This window comes from Chryseobacterium jejuense (genome assembly GCF_900100075.1).
GTDB lineage: Bacteria > Bacteroidota > Bacteroidia > Flavobacteriales > Weeksellaceae > Chryseobacterium > Chryseobacterium jejuense.
On sequence record NZ_FNEG01000001.1, the window covers coordinates 435,623 to 454,831 of the forward strand.

The window sequence follows — 19,209 nt, forward strand, 5'->3', positions numbered from 1 at the left end:
ATATTCAAATGATTGTATCATTATTCAAAATCACTATACAACTGATCTTCCTGAATGATCGTTTGATTGTCAGTTGAGTATAAATCATCGCCGGAATCAGCAAGAATCTTAGAATCCTGAATCAGTTTTCCATCAACATTATAAACTTTTAATAAGATCCATTTTCCGCTGCGTTCAAGCTCTTTTGCCCCGTTGTAGTTTCTTATTTTGATTTTTCCGCTTTGAAGAAGACCTCCTTTTACAGAAGACTTGTTGACAGGTTTACCCTTTACATATTGTACAATCTGAGCAGTGAAGTTATAATAGTCATACTCTTCTTCATTTACAGGCTGGTTATACGTGTAGAGAATACTTCCTTTATTGTCGTAAACAGTTGCATCATAAGCATTTTGCTTAGCATTCAGTTTCTTCTCAAACTTCAGCTTATTCTCCTCAGTGTAGTTTCTTGTATTCACCAGAACACCATCCTTATACTGCATTTCAGTAAGTCCTTCGTAGGCAGTACCATTGTAAGGCATATCTTCCTTATAAGTTAGGGTAGATCTTAGTTTTCCGTCTGGAGCATAATATTTAATCTCCTGAGTAGAACCTTCTTTTAAAGTCTTTTCAGTAGTAAGTCTTCCTTCTTCATTAAATTCCTTATTAAGAATCTGTGAACCTCCTTTATAAACATCTATGGTTGAAAGGTAGCTGTAATCATAACTGAACTGATAATCTTCACCATCCATTGGTGTATAGGTATCATTCTCTTTCTCATATTGATAGGTTAGATTAGCTATTTGCTTTCCGGATTCATCATAAGTGGTTTTGGAACCATCTTTTTTACCTCTTTTTTGCTCCTGAAGAACCTTTCCGCTTTTAGCATAGATGACACCTTCTTTTAGGGTACCATCGCTTTTATATTTTTCAATTTTGGAAATCCTCATCGGATTATAGTAATAGTCTACCAGAGTTCCATCGTTGTTGGATTCAGAGCTAAGACTGCCAATATACTTTCCTTTTTCACCGTAATATTTATTAACGTAGTTGCCATCTTTACTGGTAATGGTTTCACTTCTGATCCCTTTGATATCCTCATCATAAATAATGGTTTGGGTAGGAGCGGAATTCTCATACAGAGTAAGAGTGTTATAATAATACTCATTTTCCGGATCCTTATAGCTGATCATTTTTCCTGTAAAATTACCATCAGCCTTATATACCATATCCTCAAGCAGTCTGCCTTTAACATCATAAGATTGGGAAACTCCAACTTGTTTACCGTTAGAATAAGTTACTACACTCATTACTTTTCCTTCAGGGGTGTACCATGTCACTTTACCGTCGAAAACTTCGTTACTTGGAGTAGTATCAGAAGCTAAACCTTCCATTTGAAGTGTTCCGTTTTTATAAAAATCTTTAATGAGAGTAAGTTTACCTTTAGGAGACGTTTCACGGTAATATTCCATGTTTTCCTGGGTAGTCTTTTCCCAGTTTTCATCAAAATAAGTTTTCTCCTGTGCATATACGTTGATGCTGAGTACTAATGCAAGTAACGCTGACGTAAATAGTTTTTTCATGTTGTATATTAAGTTCTGATTTTAAGTTTGTGATAATTTGCTTTTGAATACCAATATGAATGAAAGTAGAGGTAAAAGCATTGAAGAGACAGCGGCTACACTGTCGGAAATAATTTCTATATTAATATTGTGTTTATATCCGAAGATTAAAAATAAGGTGTTTTTTGAATTTAGAACGCCAAATATAAGTCAATTTTACGAGATATATGTAAAAAATGAACCGATTTGTTCACTTTTAGCTGTAAAAGTTTGATTGTAATATTATTAATGCGAAAAATAGATATTCAGGATGGGATAGAGATCAGTATCTTTTTCCAATGATCGCAGATACGATAAATTTTTATTAAATTTAGCCAACAGAAAAATCTAATATTTCATGATAGATAAAAGAGTAAAAAATGCAAAGGAAGCCATCGAAGGAATTAAAGATGGAATGACGCTGATGTTGGGCGGATTTGGACTTTGCGGAATCCCTGAAAATTCAATCAACGCCCTGGTGGAAAGTGATGTGAAAGATCTTACCTGCATCTCAAACAATGCCGGAGTAGATGACTTTGGGTTAGGATTATTGCTTCATAAAAGACAAATCAAGAAAATGATCTCTTCTTATGTAGGAGAAAATGCTGAATTTGAAAGACAAATGCTTTCAGGAGAACTGGAAGTAGAACTTACACCACAGGGAACCTTGGCTGAAAAATGTAGAGCGGCTCAGGCCGGTATTCCAGCTTTTTATACACCAGCAGGTTATGGAACTGAAGTGGCGGAAGGGAAAGAAGTAAAAGACTTCAAAGGAAAACCTCACATTTTAGAACATGCTTTTGAAGCTGATTATTCTATTGTAAAAGCATGGAAAGGAGATCACGCCGGAAACCTTATTTTCAAAGGATCTGCAAGAAACTTCAATCATCCGATGGCTGGTGCAGGAAAAATTACCATTGCTGAAGTAGAAGAATTAGTAGAACCGGGAGCATTAGATCCTAATGAAATTCATATTCCGGGAATTATGATTCAGAGAATTTTTCAGGGTGAAAAATTTGAAAAGAGAATCGAGCAGAGAACGGTTAGAACTAAAGAATAAATTTCTGAAGTATACGATATACAATAACAAAGCGCTGAAATTCATTCAGCGCTTTCTTTATTGAGTAAGTTTAACTCTTTTTGATCTCTATTTGTTGTACTGTCATTCCGAATACATACTGGAGGTTTGCGAACGTAGTTCAAACGCGGAATGAAGAATCTCTTTGATAACAATTGTTTTCTCTCGCAGATTTAACAGATCCCGCAGATTTTTATAGACTCATGATTTGCTAGATCCGCAAAATCTGTGAGATAATAAAAAATAAACTTAATCTTATCATCCGAATGTAATGGTGTAAAAGAATAATCTAAGCTATATGAGATTCATCTTTTGTCAAAGGTTAACATAGCCAATGACAATGGGTGTAAAATCGGATGAATATATGATTACGATTGTGGAACGGTTGTTTTTCTTTCTCCAATCTGCTGTCTCCACATCGCATAATAAAGTCCTTTTTCAGCAATCAGATGGTCGTGAGAACCTGTTTCAACAATTTGTCCGCGTTCCAGTACATAGATTTTATCTGCATGCATGATGGTGCTTAATCGGTGGGCAATCAGAACGGTAATTTGTTCCCTTTCCTCTGAAATTTCCTTTATAGTAGAGGTGATTTCTTCCTCAGTAATACTGTCCAAAGCGGAAGTCGCTTCATCAAAAATCAATAGATGAGGTTTTCTTAAAAGTGCTCTTGCAATGGCAATTCTTTGTTTTTCACCACCACTTAGCTTTAATCCACCTTCTCCAATGACGGTTTCTATTCCTTTTTCAGCTCTTTCCAGTAATCCGGTACAGCTCGATTTCTGCAAGGCAACAGCAAGTTCCTGTTCAGTAGCCTTAGGATTCACAAAGAGAAGATTTTCTTTAATGGTTCCTGCAAAAAGCTGAGTATCCTGCGTTACAAATCCAATCTGATTTCTCAGTTCATCAAAATCAAATTCTTTTCCGTTAATACCATTGTAGAAAATATTTCCTTCCTGAGGCCTGTAAAGTCCAACCAACAATTTTACCAATGTGCTTTTTCCAGATCCGCTTGGTCCTACAAAAGCAATGGTTTCCCCATTTTTCACATCAAAAGAAATATTATTCAAAGCTTTATACTGAGCCGATTGATGCTTGAAAGAAATATGTTTGAATTCCAATTCTTCAATAGCTCCGATTTGTTTTGGATGAAGTGGCTTTTCCTCAACATCTTTTTTCATTAAACGGTCAAAATTTTGAAGGGATGCCTCTGCTTCCCGGTAAGAAATAATAATATTTCCAATTTCCTGCATAGGCCCGAAAATAAAGAATCCATAAAACATCAGGGAAAGATATTGTCCAGGAGTAACAACATTTTTAAAGATCAGATACAAAAGCGTCAGGGTAATCATCTGTTGAAGAAAATTAACCATCGTTCCCTGAATAAAACTCAAAGAACGGATGCTTTTTACCTTTCTGAGTTCAAGTCCAAGAATCTTATAGGTGTTGTTGTTCAGTCGGTTAACTTCCTGGTTCGTCAAGCCTAAACTCTTTACAATCTCTATATTTCTAAGACTTTCCGTAGTACTTCCGGCTAATGCCGTGGTTTCCGATACAATATTTTTCTGAATGACTTTGATTCTTTTACTTAATAAGTTAGTGATAAAAGCAATCAGAAAAATTCCACAAATATACACGGGCATAATCGACCAATGCAGGCGGATAGCATACACTGAAACGAAAATAATGCTTACCAGAATACCAAAGAAAATATTAATGAAATTGGTAATAAATTTAACGGAATCCTCTCTTACTTTGGTTAAAATAGATAAGGTTTCACCACTTCTCTGGTCCTCAAATTCCTGATAAGGCAATGCCATTGAATGTTTTAGACCATCTGTAAAGATCTTTGCCCCAAATTTTTGAGTAATAACACTCACCACATAATCCTGAAAAGCTTTGGCAATTCTACTCACCATCGCAGTTCCGATCAATAAACCTAAGAAATAGAAAGCTCCATGGTATACCGAAGTTCCATAAAGGTAATCATCAATATTTCTGGGCAGAAGTTTTTCCTTATCAAAGAAATTAGGATGGGTAACCAATTGGTCCAGAATATTCCCTGTAATAGCAGGTGCAAATAATGAGAAAACCTGATTAATGGTGGCCAATAGCAAGGAAATAACAATCAGCCATTGATAAGGTTTAAGGTATTTTAAAAGTATCTTCATTCTAGTAAATAATGGTACAAAATTAATGATATTATTTTTACTAACGATGTTAATTATGAATGACAAAGATCTCTTGTTGAGGAAGATTTAAAACTGGATGCCAAAAGAAAGGAGTTGAAAATATATAAGTAATTATAGAGTAGTATCGTAGTTTTTCGACTAAAACTAACCTTCAGCCTCCAGCTTCCAACCTTCAGTCTCGAAACCCCTTTTGTATTCGGCTGAAAATAATTAAATTGCAGTCTAAGTTTTAATTATGCTTACAAAAGAACAAATTGCCAAAAGAATTTCAAAAGAACTGAGAGATCGTTATTATGTAAACCTGGGAATCGGAATTCCGACTTTGGTTGCCAACTATGTTCCGGAAGGTATTTCCGTAGAATTCCAGAGTGAAAATGGAGTGTTGGGAATGGGACCTTTCCCTTTCGAAGGAGAAGAAGATGCAGATGTCATCAATGCAGGAAAACAAACCATTACTATTTTAGAGGGAGGTTCATTCTTCGATTCAGCTTTTAGTTTCGGGATGATCCGCGGACAGAAAGTAGATCTTACCATCCTTGGAGCAATGGAAGTTTCCGAGAACGGAGATATTGCCAACTGGAAGATTCCAGGAAAAATGGTAAAAGGAATGGGCGGAGCAATGGATTTAGTAGCTTCAGCAGAAAATATTATCGTTGCGATGATGCACGTAAACAAAGCAGGAGAAAGCAAGATCCTTAAAAAATGTACACTGCCTTTAACAGGGGTAAACTGTGTGAAGAAAGTAGTTACTGAACTAGCCGTACTGGAAGTCACTCCAAAAGGTTTCAAACTGCTGGAAAGAGCACCGGGAGTTTCAGTAGAAGACATTATCAAAGCAACAGAAGCAGACCTTATCATTGAAGGTGAAATTCCTGAAATGCAATTCTAAATACAATACTAACCTTGCTAGCCGCAAGGTTTTTTTATTTCAATCCCAATTACGTTCAAAGAATGAATAGAAATGTCATCAGGACCTTTTCTGTCATTCTGAATACAGACTGAAGGTCTGCGAACTTAGTTCAAATACGGAATGAAGAATCTCTTCGGAAATCATATTTTTCTCTCGCAGATTATGGAGATTAAGCGGATTTTTCATCATCTTTACTCACTTGAAAGCTATTCTAGTAGAAATATTTTTACCTCTTTTAAATGGAAGGTGATGTATTGAAATGACATAGGAGTCCGGAGTATTAAAAAAATAATTTCTGTGAACGTTAAGAAAATTTTTCTGTCTGAGTGCGGGATAAATTCTGATATTATCATTATATAGCTACCGCACGAGTTTAAAATTTTTAGAGAGAAGAACTTATTTTTAGCAAAGGAATCCAAGTCTTGAATTTTTGTTTCTTTTGTTTCAAGACAAAAGAAATTAAGGCATAAATAAAAAGGTTGCTTCATTCCTGAAAACAACCTTTTATGTTCTATTTAAATTTTGATTTATCTATTAGCATCCTGCGCTCCGAAAACCTTCTGCAATATGCTTGTTGTTCTCATAGCCGGTGTATTTCTGATTCCGCTTTCCTTATCAGCTACCATTTTGAATACTCCATTAATCGTTTCTGTAGTTACATATTCATTAAGGTCAGTGGTTACAGATTGTCCTGTAAAAGTGTTATATTTTGAAATCAGGTTCTTCCAAACTGCATCAGCGCCTACTTTTCCTAAAGAAGCCTTTACTTTGGGCTGGAAAGCTGTAAATAATTGGCTCTGAGTTTTATTTTGCAGGTAGCTTGTTGCCGCATTATTATTCCCTAACAGAATATTTTTAGCATCTGTAATGGTCATAGAAGTAATGGCATTGGTAAAAATAGGGGCCGCTTCCGTTACAGCATCTTCTGCCGCTCTGTTTAATAATTTTACCCCTTCATCAGCCAGACTGCCTAATCCTACAGAACGTAAAGTCATATCAACCTTTCTTAATTTTTCAGGCATTAAGATTTTTACGGCTTCATTTTTCAAAAACCCGTCTGTTAAAGCCAGTTTCTTTACTCCATCCGTTACTCCTACGCTTAAAGCTTCTTTTAATCCGGAAGAAATCTGAGTTGAGGTAAGATTTCCAACATTAAGAGGTGACGTTTTTGTTGAAGTAGAAGTGGGAGTTGTTGTAGTCGTAGCCGTGTTTGCTGTTGTGGCTGTGGAACCTTTAGTGGCCTGTGGATTATTAAGATCAATTCCTGTCTTGTCTTTAACAGTTGATTTTAAAATATCAAGAAGTTGTGCCTGTGTAGAAATTGAAAGGAATAATCCGGCTGCTATAAAAATGCTTTTTCTCATTGTATTTTTTTTACAAATTTAGATGTTTAATCTTTTAAGTGACCTAAGCTTATCAAAAAATAAACCATTATTTTTTTTGAAATTTTGAAAACAGGGTGTTGTTGAGGTAAGGGACTGGTTTTTAAATTATTTTAAGGTTAAAAAAACTTGCAGATTAATTGAGTTATTAACAACCTTTCAGAAAAAGGAATTGTATTTTTTAGTATAGATTTTTATGATTAAAATATAGAATCTGAACCATTTTAAAGTTTTGAAAAATAAGTATATTAGCTAAAACTTTAACCCCATCCAATGGTACGAAACTTTTTCATCTTACTTGTATTACTTTCAAACCTAATGTTAGCTCAAAACAAATTGAATGTTATTCCTTATCCTCAGAAAGTTGAATTTTTAAAAGGAGAATTTATCATTCCTGAAACTTTAATATTGGAAGGGAAACCTTTAAAAGAGGATGAATATCTCAAAAAACATTTTCCTAAGCTTACATACGGCAAAAAAGATGAATCACATCTGATATTTGGGTTGTTTCCACCATCAATAGTGCCTTTAGCTGAAGAGCAGGAAAAAGAAAAATACGCGGTTGAAATTTCACCAACAGGTATTTTCATTCAATCTTACACAGCACAAGGTCGCTTTCTGGCCCTTCAGACGGTTCTTCAAATTATAGAACAATATAAGAACGGTGGGAAAATTCCTGCTATGAAGATTGAAGATCAGCCGAAATTTGCCTGGAGAGGAATGCATTTGGATGTTTGTCGTCACTTTTTTACCGTAGATGAGGTAAAACAATACATTGATTATCTGGCGATGTATAAACTGAATACTTTTCACTGGCATTTAACAGATGATCAGGGATGGAGAATTGAAATTAAAAAATATCCGAAGCTTACTCAGATAGGCTCAAAACGTAAAGAATCAATGATTGGAGCTTACGTAGATAATACGTTTGATGGAAAACCTTACGGACCTTATTTTTATACTCAGGAACAGATCAAAGAAGTGGTAAAATATGCTAAGGAAAGGCATATAACTGTGGTTCCGGAAATTGAAATGCCTGGTCATGCCCTTGCAGCATTATCCGCTTATCCTGAATTGGCGTGTACCAAAGGACCTTTTGAATCTGCCACCAAATGGGGTGTTTTTGATGATGTTTTCTGCCCTAAAGATGAAACATTTAAGTTTCTGGAGAATGTTTTGGATGAAGTTATTCAGTTATTTCCGTCTCAGTATATTCATATCGGAGGTGATGAATGTCCTAAAACAAGATGGAAAGAATGTGCCCATTGTCAGGAATTAATTAAAAAGAATAATCTGAAAGATGAACATGGGCTGCAAAGCTATTTCATTCATAGGATTGAAAAATATATTAACAGCAAAGGCCGTAAAATTATCGGTTGGGACGAAATCCTGGAAGGTGGATTGGCTCCCAATGCCGCTGTAATGAGTTGGACAGGAGTAAACGGAGGAATTGAAGCTGCAAAAGCAAAACATTTTGCCGTAATGACCCCCGGAGCATACTGCTATTTTGACCACTATCAGGGAGATCCTCAGTCTGAACCTAATGCTTTCGGCGGATTTACCCCACTGGATAAAGTATATTCTTATAATCCGATTCCTGCAGAATTAAATGCTGAACAGGCTCAATATATTCTAGGCGTTCAGGCTAATCTATGGACTGAATATATCCTGGATTTCAAACAGGTTCAGTATATGATTTTTCCAAGATTGATGGCACTTTCCGAAGTAGGATGGGGTACTTCGGATCCTAAAAATTATAAAGATTTTGAAAACAGAGTCATCAGTCACTTCAAAATACTGAACAAAATGAATGTTAACTACGCAAAAAGTATCTATAACATCACAGGAAAAGTAATCCCTTTAAACAACGGAATTGCCTACGAACTTTATACTTCACAAAATTCAAACGGAATCAGATATACTTTAGATGGAACGGTTCCAACGATAAATTCTAAGACCTATCAGACTCCTGTTTCCATCCCGAGCTCTTTAACGGTTAAATCTGCTTATTTTGAAGATGGACAATTGAAAAGTGCCATTTCATCACAAGATTTTACCATATCAAAATCAACAGGAAAAAAGATTACCCTTGAACAGCAGCCAAGTGAAAATTACTCATTTGGTGGGGCTTTTACTTTGATTGATGGAATTATCGGAAATGTAAAACAGCTTGGCAAAACATGGCTTGGCTTTCAGGGAAAAGATGTAGTCGCAACAATAGATTTTGGTCAGAAAACCGATTTTTCGGAAATCTATTTTAATACATTAGAAAATAAAGGAAGCTGGATTCATCTTGCAAAATCTGCGAAAATTTTTGTTTCTGATGACAATAAAGATTTTAAAATCATCAAAGAAATAGGAAAGGAGGACATTCAAAATGCCAAGGGAAAAATACAGTTGAAACTGGGGAAGCAAAATGCAAGATATATGAAGATTATGATTGAAAATGCAGGAATTATTCCAGCAGGAAATCCCGGTGCTGATTCAAAAGCTTGGCTGTTTGTTGATGAAATTGGTGTAAATTAGCCCTGTTCAATTTAATAAAATGCAGGATACGATACTTTCTTCAGAATTTTCTTCTTCCCCGGAGTTGGTTGAAAAGTTATACCAGTACGGAATCACCAAAAACTATCAGGAAGGAGATATTATTCTAGATGAAAATGCATCTATACGTTCCATTCCTATTGTGATGAAAGGAATGATGAAGGTGATCCGTACAGAGGAAGATGGGCGTGAGATCCTATTGTATTATATCAAAGCGGGGGAGAGCTGTATCATGTCTTTTCTGGGTGGGATGCACCATGAAAAAAGTATTGTAAAAGCAGAAATAGAAGAGGATGCTGAAATTCTTTTCCTGCCGGTAGATAAGGTTTCATTATTTATCAAAGAACATCCGGAGTGGCTGGATTATATTTTCAGACTTTATCACAAACGTTTTGAAGAATTACTGGATATTATCAATGCTATTGCCTTCAAAAAAGTAGATGAAAGACTCCTGAATCTTCTCCAGAAAAAATCAGAAATTACTAACTCAGATACCATAAATACTACTCATGAACAACTCGCCAACGAATTGGGAACTGCTCGTGTAGTGGTATCAAGACTTCTGAAACAGCTTGAAGAAGATGGAAGACTTAAATTAGGCAGAAACAAAATCACTCTTCTGAAACCTACAAACTAACTACAATTCGCCTTCTCGCTTCCAGCTAATAATATACGCTCACATTCCCCTCCACTGAAGGGGTGGCGAAAATTCAAAGAATTTTTGACGGGGGTGGTTAACCCTTATGTAACAAAAGTAGCTGTAGTTCTTCCTAAACAAATCCATTTTTGCATCATAATAGTTGAGCAAATGGAAATTATAGGATATGCAGCATCCGTTTTAATCGGTGTTTCTTTAGGTTTAATCGGTGGTGGTGGGAGTATTCTGACCGTTCCCGTATTGGTGTATCTTTTTGGAATTGATACGCTCTTGGCTACAGAATATTCCCTTTTTATTGTGGGAATGAGCAGTGCTGTGGGATCCATTGCCTATTTCAAAAAAGGATTGGTTAATTTTAAAATGGCTCTGATATTTGGAGGACCTTCCGTTATTTCAATTTTTCTAACCAGAATATATCTATTGCCTCTCATTCCGGAAGAACTTCTCAGTATAGAAGATTTTACTGTAACCAAAAATGTTTTTCTGCTGTTGATTTTTGCAGCTTTAATGATTCTGGCTTCCTATAAAATGATTAAAAATCAAAATTCCGTAGATTCGGATAGAAATGATTTTAATAGAAATAAAGCTCTGTTGGCAGCCGGAGAAGGAACAATAGTCGGTGTTTTAACCGGGTTGGTAGGTGCTGGCGGAGGTTTTATGATTATCCCTGCATTAGTCAACCTTTTAAAAGTTCCGGTGAAAATCGCGATAGGAACTTCGTTGGTGATTATTTCCTTAAACTCTCTGATTGGTTTTTCTTCATCCATCGGCAGTACAAAAATAGAATGGAATTTATTGCTCTCTATTACAGCTATTGCCGTTATTGGGATTATCATCGGTTCACAGATTTCAAAAAAGATAGATGGCAAAAAACTGAAACCGGCATTCGGATGGTTTATTCTGGTGATGGGCATTTATATTATTACCAGAGAAATCTTTCTATAAATAAGTATACTATGGGAAGCTATAATATAATTGAACCACAAAAGTTTCATAACACTTAAGTAAAATATAAGTTATTATTCATACTGTTGAAAAGAGCACTTAAGTTTTATGAAAATCTCAGATTTTCATCTTCTGCAACAGTTTCTAAACTTTCTTCAGTGAACTAAAGTGTTTAAAACTCTTTTGTGGTGAGAAAAAATTAAATATTGGTTTCAAAATCCTGCTATGTAACAAAAGTAACTGTAGGAGAAAACAGAAACCAGGAACTTTGTGTAAGAAAACAAAATCAAAAATAAATTAAAATGAAAATAGAACAGATTTATACAGGATGTTTGGCTCAGGGAGCGTATTATATTACTTCAGCCGGAGAAGCAGCGATTATTGATCCTTTACGTGAAACCCAGCCTTATGTGGAAAGATTAGAAAAAGATGAAGTGGAGTTAAAGTATATTTTTGAAACTCATTTTCATGCCGATTTTGTGAGTGGTCATCTTGATTTAAACCATAAAACGAATGCTTCAATTGTGTACGGACCCACTGCAAAACCTGAATTTGAGGCCATCATAGCAGAAGACGGTCAGATATTTAAAGTTGGAGATATTACAATAAAAGTACTTCATACACCCGGGCACACGTTGGAAAGTTCCTGTTATCTTTTAATTGATGAACAGGGAAATGAGAAGGCCCTTTTCAGTGGAGATACTTTATTTCTGGGAGATGTAGGTCGCCCTGATCTTGCCCAAAAAGCAACAGATATCACTCAGGAAGATCTGGCTGGGTTGCTTTATGACAGTTTATACCATAAAATACTACCTTTAAATGATGATATTACAGTATATCCCGCTCATGGGGCAGGCTCCGCATGTGGTAAAAATATGCAGAAAGAAACAGTTGATACATTAGGGAACCAAAAAGAAACAAATTATGCGCTTAATCAGAACAGCAAGGAGAGCTTTATTAAAGCTGTAACAGATGGACTTTTACCACCGCCGGCATATTTTGGAATGAATGTGATGATGAATAAAAAAGGATATCATAGCTTTGATGAAGTTTTATCAAAAGGACTGCATGCTCTTAAACCTAAGCAGTTTGAAGAAATAGCAGAAGCCTCCGCTGCCTTGGTTTTGGATGTAAGAAACAATGGTGAATTTGCCGGAGAATTTATCCCACAATCGGTCAATATAGGGCTGGATGGCGATTTTGCACCATGGGTAGGAGCCCTGATTGCAGATGTAAATCAGCCTATTCTACTAGTTACAAAACTTGGAGATGAAGAAGAAGCTGTAACCAGATTAAGCAGGGTAGGATTCGATCATATTCTGGGATTTTTAGAAGGAGGTATTGAAGCATGGAAGAATAGTGGAAAAGAAACGGATTCTGTACACCGTATTTCTGCCGGACAGTTTGAAAAAGAGATAGTAGGTAAAGAAGTGAAGATTATTGACGTAAGGAAAGAAAGTGAATATGCTGCAGAACATGTAAATGAAGCCTACAGTAAACCTTTGGCTTATATTAATGAATGGATTGATGAGATTCAGCCGGAAGAACATTTCTACCTGCATTGTGCCGGAGGATACAGAAGTATGATTGCTGCCAGTATTCTTCAAGCAAGAGGATACAGAAACTTTACAGAAATTGAAGGCGGTTTTAAAGCCATTGCCTCTACAAGAGTTTCCAAAAGTGATTTTGTTTGTCAAACTAAAGTTTTAAAATAATAATACAATAGATATGTTGGAGATCATAAAAGAACCATGGCCATGGTATATAGCAGGACCTTTAATCGGTTTAACCGTTCCAGCTTTATTAATAATGGGAAACAGATCCTTTGGAATCAGTTCCTCGCTAAGACACATCTGTGCTGCCTGTATTCCAGCCAATGTTAACTTCTTTAAATACGACTGGAAAAAGGAAGCCTGGAATCTGTTTTTTGTATTGGGAATTTTCTTCGGGGGAATGATTGCAGCCAATTTTTTACTGAATCCATCAGAAATTACGGTTAATCCTGATCTGAAGACCGAATTGGCAGGCTATGGAATTACAGATTACACCAATCTTGTTCCTGTTCAGCTCATGAATTTTGAAAGCCTTTTAACAGTAAGAGGATTCGTGATGATGGTAGTAGGCGGATTTCTGGTAGGTTTTGGAACCCGATATGCAGGCGGATGCACCAGTGGGCATGCAATTATGGGACTTTCCAATCTGCAATGGCCTTCTTTGGTGGCTACTATTTGTTTCATGGTAGGTGGATTTCTAATGGCCAATCTTATTTTGCCAATGATCCTTTCCCTATAAGTTTAATTTTTAAAGAATCAAATCAATGTTAAAAGAACAGGAAAAAAATATAAGTCATCAGGACACAGTTTGCGTTAATGAAAGTACATTAAAGCAACCATGGTATTATAATGTAAAATACCTGATAGCGGGAATCATTTTTGGAATTATCTTCGTAAAAGCTGAAGTAATCAGTTGGTTCAGAATTCAGGAAATGTTCCGTCTGCAGTCGTTTCACATGTATGGAATTATCGGAAGTGCCGTTTTGGTAGGAATGATTTCAGTAGGGCTGATTAAGAAATTCAACATCAAAACAATCCATGGAGAACCCATTACACTAACCCCTAAAAAGTTCAATAAAGGCCAGATTTATGGCGGATTGATCTTTGGTTTTGGCTGGGCCATTACAGGAGCTTGTCCGGGACCACTTTTCGCCCAAATTGGAACCGGAGCCTTAGCTGTATCTGTTACCCTTTTAAGTGCCATTGCCGGAACATGGGTTTATGGATATTTCAAAGATAAGTTGCCTCATTAATGCTTAGATTTTTAAAAATTTAAGTGCAATTTTTATCCATAAAGTTTTTACTTAAAAACAACTTATGTGTTAAGCGTTCAAAAGAAAAAAGACAACGAATATCAATTCGTTGTCTTTCCGTACAAAATTATGAAAAAATGAAGTTTTGTGCACCTAGAGCCATATAAAGATTGATGCGTTCCATTTTGTCCTGAAGTTCCAGGTTGATGAGGTTCATCTCATTTTTAAGAAGATCCCTTTGTTTCCGGATCAACATGAAACTGTTATTGGTTCCTACTTTAATTTGTTTTTCAGTGAGACTGATATTGTTTTTCAGCTCATTGATGGCTTTACGGTTAAAACCGCTCTGCTTTTCAATGGAGTTCAGGTTGGCTAATGATGATTCCACTTCATTCAATGCATTCAAAACTGCTTTTGAATACTCTTCCACAACCTGTTTTTGCTGGGAGTTTTTTATTTCCACATTCTTTTTAAGCTTTCCACTATTGAAAATAGGAGAAACCAAACCTCCACCTACTCTCAGTAAAGGATTTGTAAATAATGAATTAATAGATTCCACATTACTGCCTGCTGTTCCCAGCGAAGAACTGATCGTAAGAGAAGGAAGTCTTGCTGCATTCGCCTGCTGAACCTCATAAAAAGCTTTTTCTATCTGAAAATGATAAGCCTGGATATCAGATCTGCTTTCTAAAAGCTCCAATGGAAAAGAAGAAGGAATGTTATTTTGTACAGGATTAAAAAAATTCTGTGTGGTTAATTTTCCTTCAGGATATTTTCCGGTAAGAAGCTCAAGAGATCTTCTGGATTGTGTATTGGCATTTCTGATCTTTTCCAGATATCCTTCCAAAGAAATAATTTCTGCAGAAATAGTAGATAGATCAAGAGCATTCGCGGTTCCTACTTTTTTCTGAACTACATATAATTTTTCCAGTTCTTTCGTTTTCTGAATATAACCTTCAATCATATTCTCCTGAATATTTCCGGCAATATTGAGATAATATGCCTTTGCAATCATTGCAGCAATAGATTGGTATAATAGAGTATTTTTATGCTTGGCTGAAAAATAATCGCTGGTACTGGCCATTTGTGCCGATTTATTTTTACCCCATAAATCAATTTCCCAGCTGGCTTTCAACGCGAGACGGCTGATCTGGCTTTCACTTACAAGATTATTAGACGTATTGGCCACCGCACTCACACTTGGGTAAAGATTAGTTCCTGCAATTTCCATTGCCAGTTCAATCTGATTGAGCTTTTCCTTGGCAATAATAATATCAGCATTATACTGCATTCCTTCATTGATGAGCGCTTCCAGCTGAGGAGTTTTAAGATCTGCAATCCAATCATAAGGAAGAGATCTTGAATTGGCATTTCTGTCGAAAATCCAATCATCAGGAATCGTAATATGAGAGGCTACTTCACTGTTTTCCTTCAACTGGTTTATGTTTTCTTGGGTAGGTTCCTTGTAGCCTATGCATGAGCTTAGACTTACAGCCAGGATTCCTGCCATGATGAATCTTTTGTACATATTAGTGAAGTTTAGGAATAACGAAGTTAATTTTACTGCTGATTCGTACCATTACTTTACGGATAAGATGCAAAGGCTTAATATGATCAGAATAAATAACCGCCGTTCCTCTTGCCCCAACAGTCAGCTGTTTTTGATTGTCTTCCAGAACAAATTTGGCAATCATCTTTCCATCCGTTTCCGGTAATTGTCTGGCGGTATCAGGAAGTCCTGCAGTAGATCCATTTCCCCCAAGCATTCCTCCTGCATTGTTCATAATACCCTGGCTGGTAGCGTCAATTACGTATTCAAGTTTAGCCTTAACAACCTTTCCCGGTTCTGTTTTAAGAGCAAGTTCTACTTCATCACCATTCTTTACAGCCTCAAGTTCGTTTTGGGCAAAGAATCCGATGACAGACTGCTGTTTCTGAATCAGAACAAAAGCAGATTTAAACGGAGCCATAATAGCTCCTTCATTAAGCTGAACATTAGGAATAATTCCATCGGTAGGTGCTAAAACAACAGTTTGAGACAAGTTCCATTTAGCCTGATCCAGTTTCGCTTGAATTTCCGATACAGAGGAGTTTTCTCCATTATAAGAAGCATTAGACTTTGTTTCAAGAGATTGTTGTTGAGCCTGGGCAGCACTGATACGGGATTGTAAATCCTGAACATTCGTCATCGCCTGTTCCAGATCAAATTTGTTGGCAGCACCGGCTTCCACTAATTCTTTATATTGATTCACTCTCTTGCTGGCTAAATCCAATTGTGACTGCAAACCGGCAATATTTTTTCTGGATGAAGCAATATCCGTATTGTAAGAGCTTACGGTAGCTTTCATATTGCTGAGTTTAGCTTCCAGAGATTTAATTTCCTGTACATAAGGCTCTCTGTCCAGAACAAATAAGGTATCTCCTTTTTTAACTTCCTGATTCGTCTTTACATACACCTTTTTTACTTTTCCCAAAACCTGTGTAGTGATATCCACACTTCTGTTTCCGACTTTCACGTCAGATGTGATGGGACAATAGTAATTAAGACTTAGTATTAAAGCTATAGATCCAAAAATAGGAAGAGAGTATACCACAACCTGTGTGGTAAATGTCCAGGGAATCAATTTAAATTTTTTAATAAGCAGCCAGCAGATTCCGGCATATATGGCAACGAGTAATTCTAGCATGTTGGTTAATTTTCAATTGTGTTAAGTTCTTCTTCCTGTTCTTCGTTAGAAGTATCAGGATTATTTTGGGGTTGATTTTGATTGCCATAATCATAGTTCGCCCAGATTAAAGCAACCGGCCATAAAAGGCCTCCAAAAATAAGAGAGAGGAGGCACATACTTTTTATGGCGTTGAGCTGAGGGTGATTCTTTTTTTCGGCTACTTTCTCCGGATAAATGTGAACTTTCCAGAAAAGGTAGATCCCGGCCAAAGGTAAAACAAGTAAAATGAGCCAGGATGCACCGTCAGCTATATTGTCTTCTATTCCTGTAGATGCCTGAACAAAATTGCATGAGAGTAACAGGCAGAGAAATAAGGATATTCTTTGCATAATATATTGATATAAGGTAATATTTAAAGGTAAAACAAGGAGGTAACTGAACTGTAGATGCCAGTCAGTTAGCTTACATCTTCATGAAGATTAAAGATGATTCAATATGATATATTTTTGTGAATGATGTTTTTCTCATTTTTGCTTTTAATAAATTGTGTAACAGTATTTTGATGAAGCAAAAATAGATCGAATAAAGTGAGAAAAAGTATTCCTAAGTTATTTTTTTCTTTCGTTCCTTTTTTTATGAACCCTCGCAGTCATCCTTGAAAGTGAATTGGGAGTAATGCCCAGAAAATTGGCAATATATTTCCTATTGGCATTTTGAGAAGTGAAAGGACGGGTTTCCAAAAACTCTTCATATCGTGAATGTGGAGAAGTAGAGCAAAGCTGTTCCGTGCGTACCTTTAGTGTATTAATGATCTGTTTTAAAGATTTTATATAAGCATTGTAAATTCCCCTGTGTTGAAATGCCGCTTCTTCAAATTCAGCTTTGTTAAATAAAAAGATCTGAGATTCTATAACAGCCTCAATCGTATATTTTCTTTCACTTTCTCCTGAAAATGATTCCGGGCTTTCCATAATGGCTGCTTCTTTTTCTGAAGGTAAAAAAAGATTGGTTTCATTACCGTTTTCATCATCAAAGAAAAACCTCAGTAATCCATTGGAAAGGATAAATAATTGATTAAAAGACTGTCCCGGTTCTGTCAGAGTTTCTTTTTTTCTAAGAAGTCTGGGAGTACTGAGACTGATCAAAACATTAATTTCTTCATCAGATAAATCCTGGAAGAAAACAATATGCTTGAAAGTCTTAAATAGGTCCATTACGGGAGTAAAGATAATCAAAAATCGGATATAGATATTCGTTGCACGATAATAAGGATTTCAAAGAAGTTTTTTTTAGATTTGTTACTACTATAATTTTGATATACAATGAACAATAACCGAAGAAATTTTATCAAAAAACTGGGAATCGCAACCGCGGCATTGGCTGTAAATCCATTGGATCTGATGGCGAAAGAATTGCCTGAAAACAATACTGTTACCAATAAACCCATCGTTCTCTCAACCTGGAATTTCGGCCTCAAAGCCAATGAAGAAGCCTGGACAATCCTTGGGAAAGGAGGAAAAGCGCTGGATGCTGTTGAAAAAGGAGTCCGATTGGTGGAACTGGATCCCAAAGAAAGAAGTGTCGGTTATGGTGGCCGCCCTGACAGAGATGGAAGGGTAACCCTGGATGCCTGTATTATGGATGATAATTATAATATCGGTTCAGTGGCCTGTCTTGAAAATATTAAGAACCCTATTTCCGTAGCCAGAGCCGTGATGGAAAAAACACCTCACGTAATGTTGGTAGGAGACGGAGCATTGCAGTTTGCGCTTTCACAAGGTTTCAAAAAAGAAAATCTTCTCACCGAAGAATCCGAAAAAGAGTGGAAAGAATGGCTGAAGACAAGCAAATATAAACCCATTGCCAATATTGAAAATCACGATACCATAGGAATGATAGCCCTTGATGCAAACGGAAATCTTTCCGGAGCCTGCACCACCAGTGGAATGGCTTTCAAAATGCATGGAAGAGTAGGAGATTCTCCCATTATCGGAGCAGGTTTATTTGTAGACAATGAAGTAGGAGCAGCTACAGCAACGGGACACGGTGAAGAAGTAATAAGAACGGTAGGAACCCATCTTGTAGTAGAATTAATGAGACAGGGAAGAACTCCACAACAGGCCTGTAAAGAAGCTGTAGACAGAATTGTAAAGATCAATCAGAGAAGAAATAAAAACCTTAAAGATATTCAGGTCGGTTTTATTGCCATCAATAAAAAAGGAGAATATGGGGCTTACTGTATTCAGGATGGATTTAACTTTGCCGTATACGATCAGAAAGGAAACCGCCTTGAAACACCTGAGTTTGCAGTAAAATAATACACAATTTTCTTATGGCCACGAATCCACTAATGCATTTATTCGTGCATTCGTGGCTGAAAAAACAGAAAATCTTTGATTTTCCTGCACTTTTAATATAAACAAATATAAGTGGCACCGCCAAAAAATA

16 protein-coding genes are annotated in these 19,209 nt (G+C 36.3%); 9 read left to right on the forward strand and 7 right to left on the reverse strand.

What is annotated here, in order from left to right; genetic code table 11:
• Positions 1-20 precede the first annotated feature (20 nt).
• Positions 21-1,559, reverse strand: coding sequence for a toxin-antitoxin system YwqK family antitoxin (locus BLS98_RS01900; RefSeq protein WP_089733046.1), 1,539 nt, complete (start codon positions 1,557-1,559; stop codon positions 21-23).
• Positions 1,560-1,935: 376 nt separating this feature from the next.
• Between BLS98_RS01900 and BLS98_RS01910 the strand changes: the two genes are divergently transcribed.
• A complete protein-coding gene (locus BLS98_RS01910; RefSeq protein ID WP_089733049.1) occupies positions 1,936-2,637 on the forward strand; it encodes a CoA transferase subunit A in 702 nt (233 codons plus the stop codon).
• Between the two features lie 386 nt (positions 2,638-3,023).
• On the opposite strand, the gene BLS98_RS01915 is transcribed toward BLS98_RS01910, so the two are convergent.
• A complete protein-coding gene (locus BLS98_RS01915) occupies positions 3,024-4,826 on the reverse strand; it encodes an ABC transporter ATP-binding protein (protein ID WP_089733051.1) in 1,803 nt (600 codons plus the stop codon).
• A 256-nt stretch (positions 4,827-5,082) separates the two neighbouring features.
• Here BLS98_RS01915 and BLS98_RS01920 point away from each other — a divergent pair, with 256 nt between their 5' ends.
• Positions 5,083-5,736, forward strand: a complete 654-nt coding sequence (locus BLS98_RS01920) for a CoA transferase subunit B (RefSeq protein WP_068942400.1) — start codon at positions 5,083-5,085, stop codon at positions 5,734-5,736.
• 548 nt (positions 5,737-6,284) lie between these two features.
• On the opposite strand, the gene BLS98_RS01925 is transcribed toward BLS98_RS01920, so the two are convergent.
• Positions 6,285-7,121, reverse strand: a complete 837-nt coding sequence (locus BLS98_RS01925) for a DUF4197 domain-containing protein (protein ID WP_181575126.1) — start codon at positions 7,119-7,121, stop codon at positions 6,285-6,287.
• A gap of 336 nt (positions 7,122-7,457) precedes the next feature.
• Between BLS98_RS01925 and BLS98_RS01930 the strand changes: the two genes are divergently transcribed.
• From BLS98_RS01930 to BLS98_RS01955, 6 genes are all read left to right on the forward strand, one after another.
• The gene (locus BLS98_RS01930) at positions 7,458-9,665 is read left to right on the forward strand and encodes a glycoside hydrolase family 20 protein (protein ID WP_317040599.1); all 2,208 of its coding nucleotides are present in this window, start codon (positions 7,458-7,460) and stop codon (positions 9,663-9,665) included.
• Positions 9,666-9,684: 19 nt separating this feature from the next.
• Positions 9,685-10,320, forward strand: coding sequence for a Crp/Fnr family transcriptional regulator (locus tag BLS98_RS01935; RefSeq protein ID WP_089733055.1), 636 nt, complete (start codon positions 9,685-9,687; stop codon positions 10,318-10,320).
• A 171-nt stretch (positions 10,321-10,491) separates the two neighbouring features.
• Positions 10,492-11,286: a sulfite exporter TauE/SafE family protein gene (locus BLS98_RS01940; protein ID WP_089733057.1), complete on the forward strand. Its 795-nt coding sequence runs from the start codon at positions 10,492-10,494 to the stop codon at positions 11,284-11,286.
• Between the two features lie 302 nt (positions 11,287-11,588).
• Positions 11,589-13,001, forward strand: a complete 1,413-nt coding sequence (locus tag BLS98_RS01945; protein WP_089733059.1) for an MBL fold metallo-hydrolase — start codon at positions 11,589-11,591, stop codon at positions 12,999-13,001.
• A 13-nt stretch (positions 13,002-13,014) separates the two neighbouring features.
• Positions 13,015-13,578 (forward strand): YeeE/YedE family protein, encoded by a 564-nt coding sequence (locus BLS98_RS01950; protein WP_089733061.1) that lies wholly within the window; start codon positions 13,015-13,017, stop codon positions 13,576-13,578.
• 25 nt (positions 13,579-13,603) lie between these two features.
• On the forward strand, positions 13,604-14,092 hold the full coding sequence (locus BLS98_RS01955; RefSeq protein ID WP_089733063.1) for a DUF6691 family protein: 489 nt from the start codon (positions 13,604-13,606) through the stop codon (positions 14,090-14,092).
• A 127-nt stretch (positions 14,093-14,219) separates the two neighbouring features.
• Here the strand turns inward: BLS98_RS01955 and BLS98_RS01960 are convergent, their stop codons facing one another.
• The 4 genes from BLS98_RS01960 to BLS98_RS01975 form a co-directional block, all read right to left on the reverse strand.
• Positions 14,220-15,620: an efflux transporter outer membrane subunit gene (locus BLS98_RS01960; RefSeq protein WP_089733065.1), complete on the reverse strand. Its 1,401-nt coding sequence runs from the start codon at positions 15,618-15,620 to the stop codon at positions 14,220-14,222.
• A 1-nt stretch (position 15,621) separates the two neighbouring features.
• Positions 15,622-16,779 carry an HlyD family secretion protein gene (locus BLS98_RS01965; RefSeq protein ID WP_089733067.1) on the reverse strand — a complete coding sequence of 386 codons (1,158 nt, stop codon included), beginning with the start codon at positions 16,777-16,779 and terminating at the stop codon, positions 15,622-15,624.
• Positions 16,780-16,784: 5 nt separating this feature from the next.
• Entirely contained in the window at positions 16,785-17,150 is a 366-nt protein-coding gene (locus tag BLS98_RS01970) for a DUF3302 domain-containing protein (RefSeq protein ID WP_228425438.1), read from the reverse strand.
• 219 nt (positions 17,151-17,369) lie between these two features.
• Positions 17,370-17,975: a Crp/Fnr family transcriptional regulator gene (locus BLS98_RS01975; protein WP_089733069.1), complete on the reverse strand. Its 606-nt coding sequence runs from the start codon at positions 17,973-17,975 to the stop codon at positions 17,370-17,372.
• A gap of 108 nt (positions 17,976-18,083) precedes the next feature.
• On the opposite strand from BLS98_RS01975, the gene BLS98_RS01980 reads away from it, so the two are divergent.
• Complete coding sequence (locus tag BLS98_RS01980) at positions 18,084-19,079, forward strand: isoaspartyl peptidase/L-asparaginase family protein (RefSeq protein WP_089733071.1); 996 nt, start codon at positions 18,084-18,086, stop codon at positions 19,077-19,079.
• The last annotated feature ends 130 nt before the right edge of the window (positions 19,080-19,209 follow it).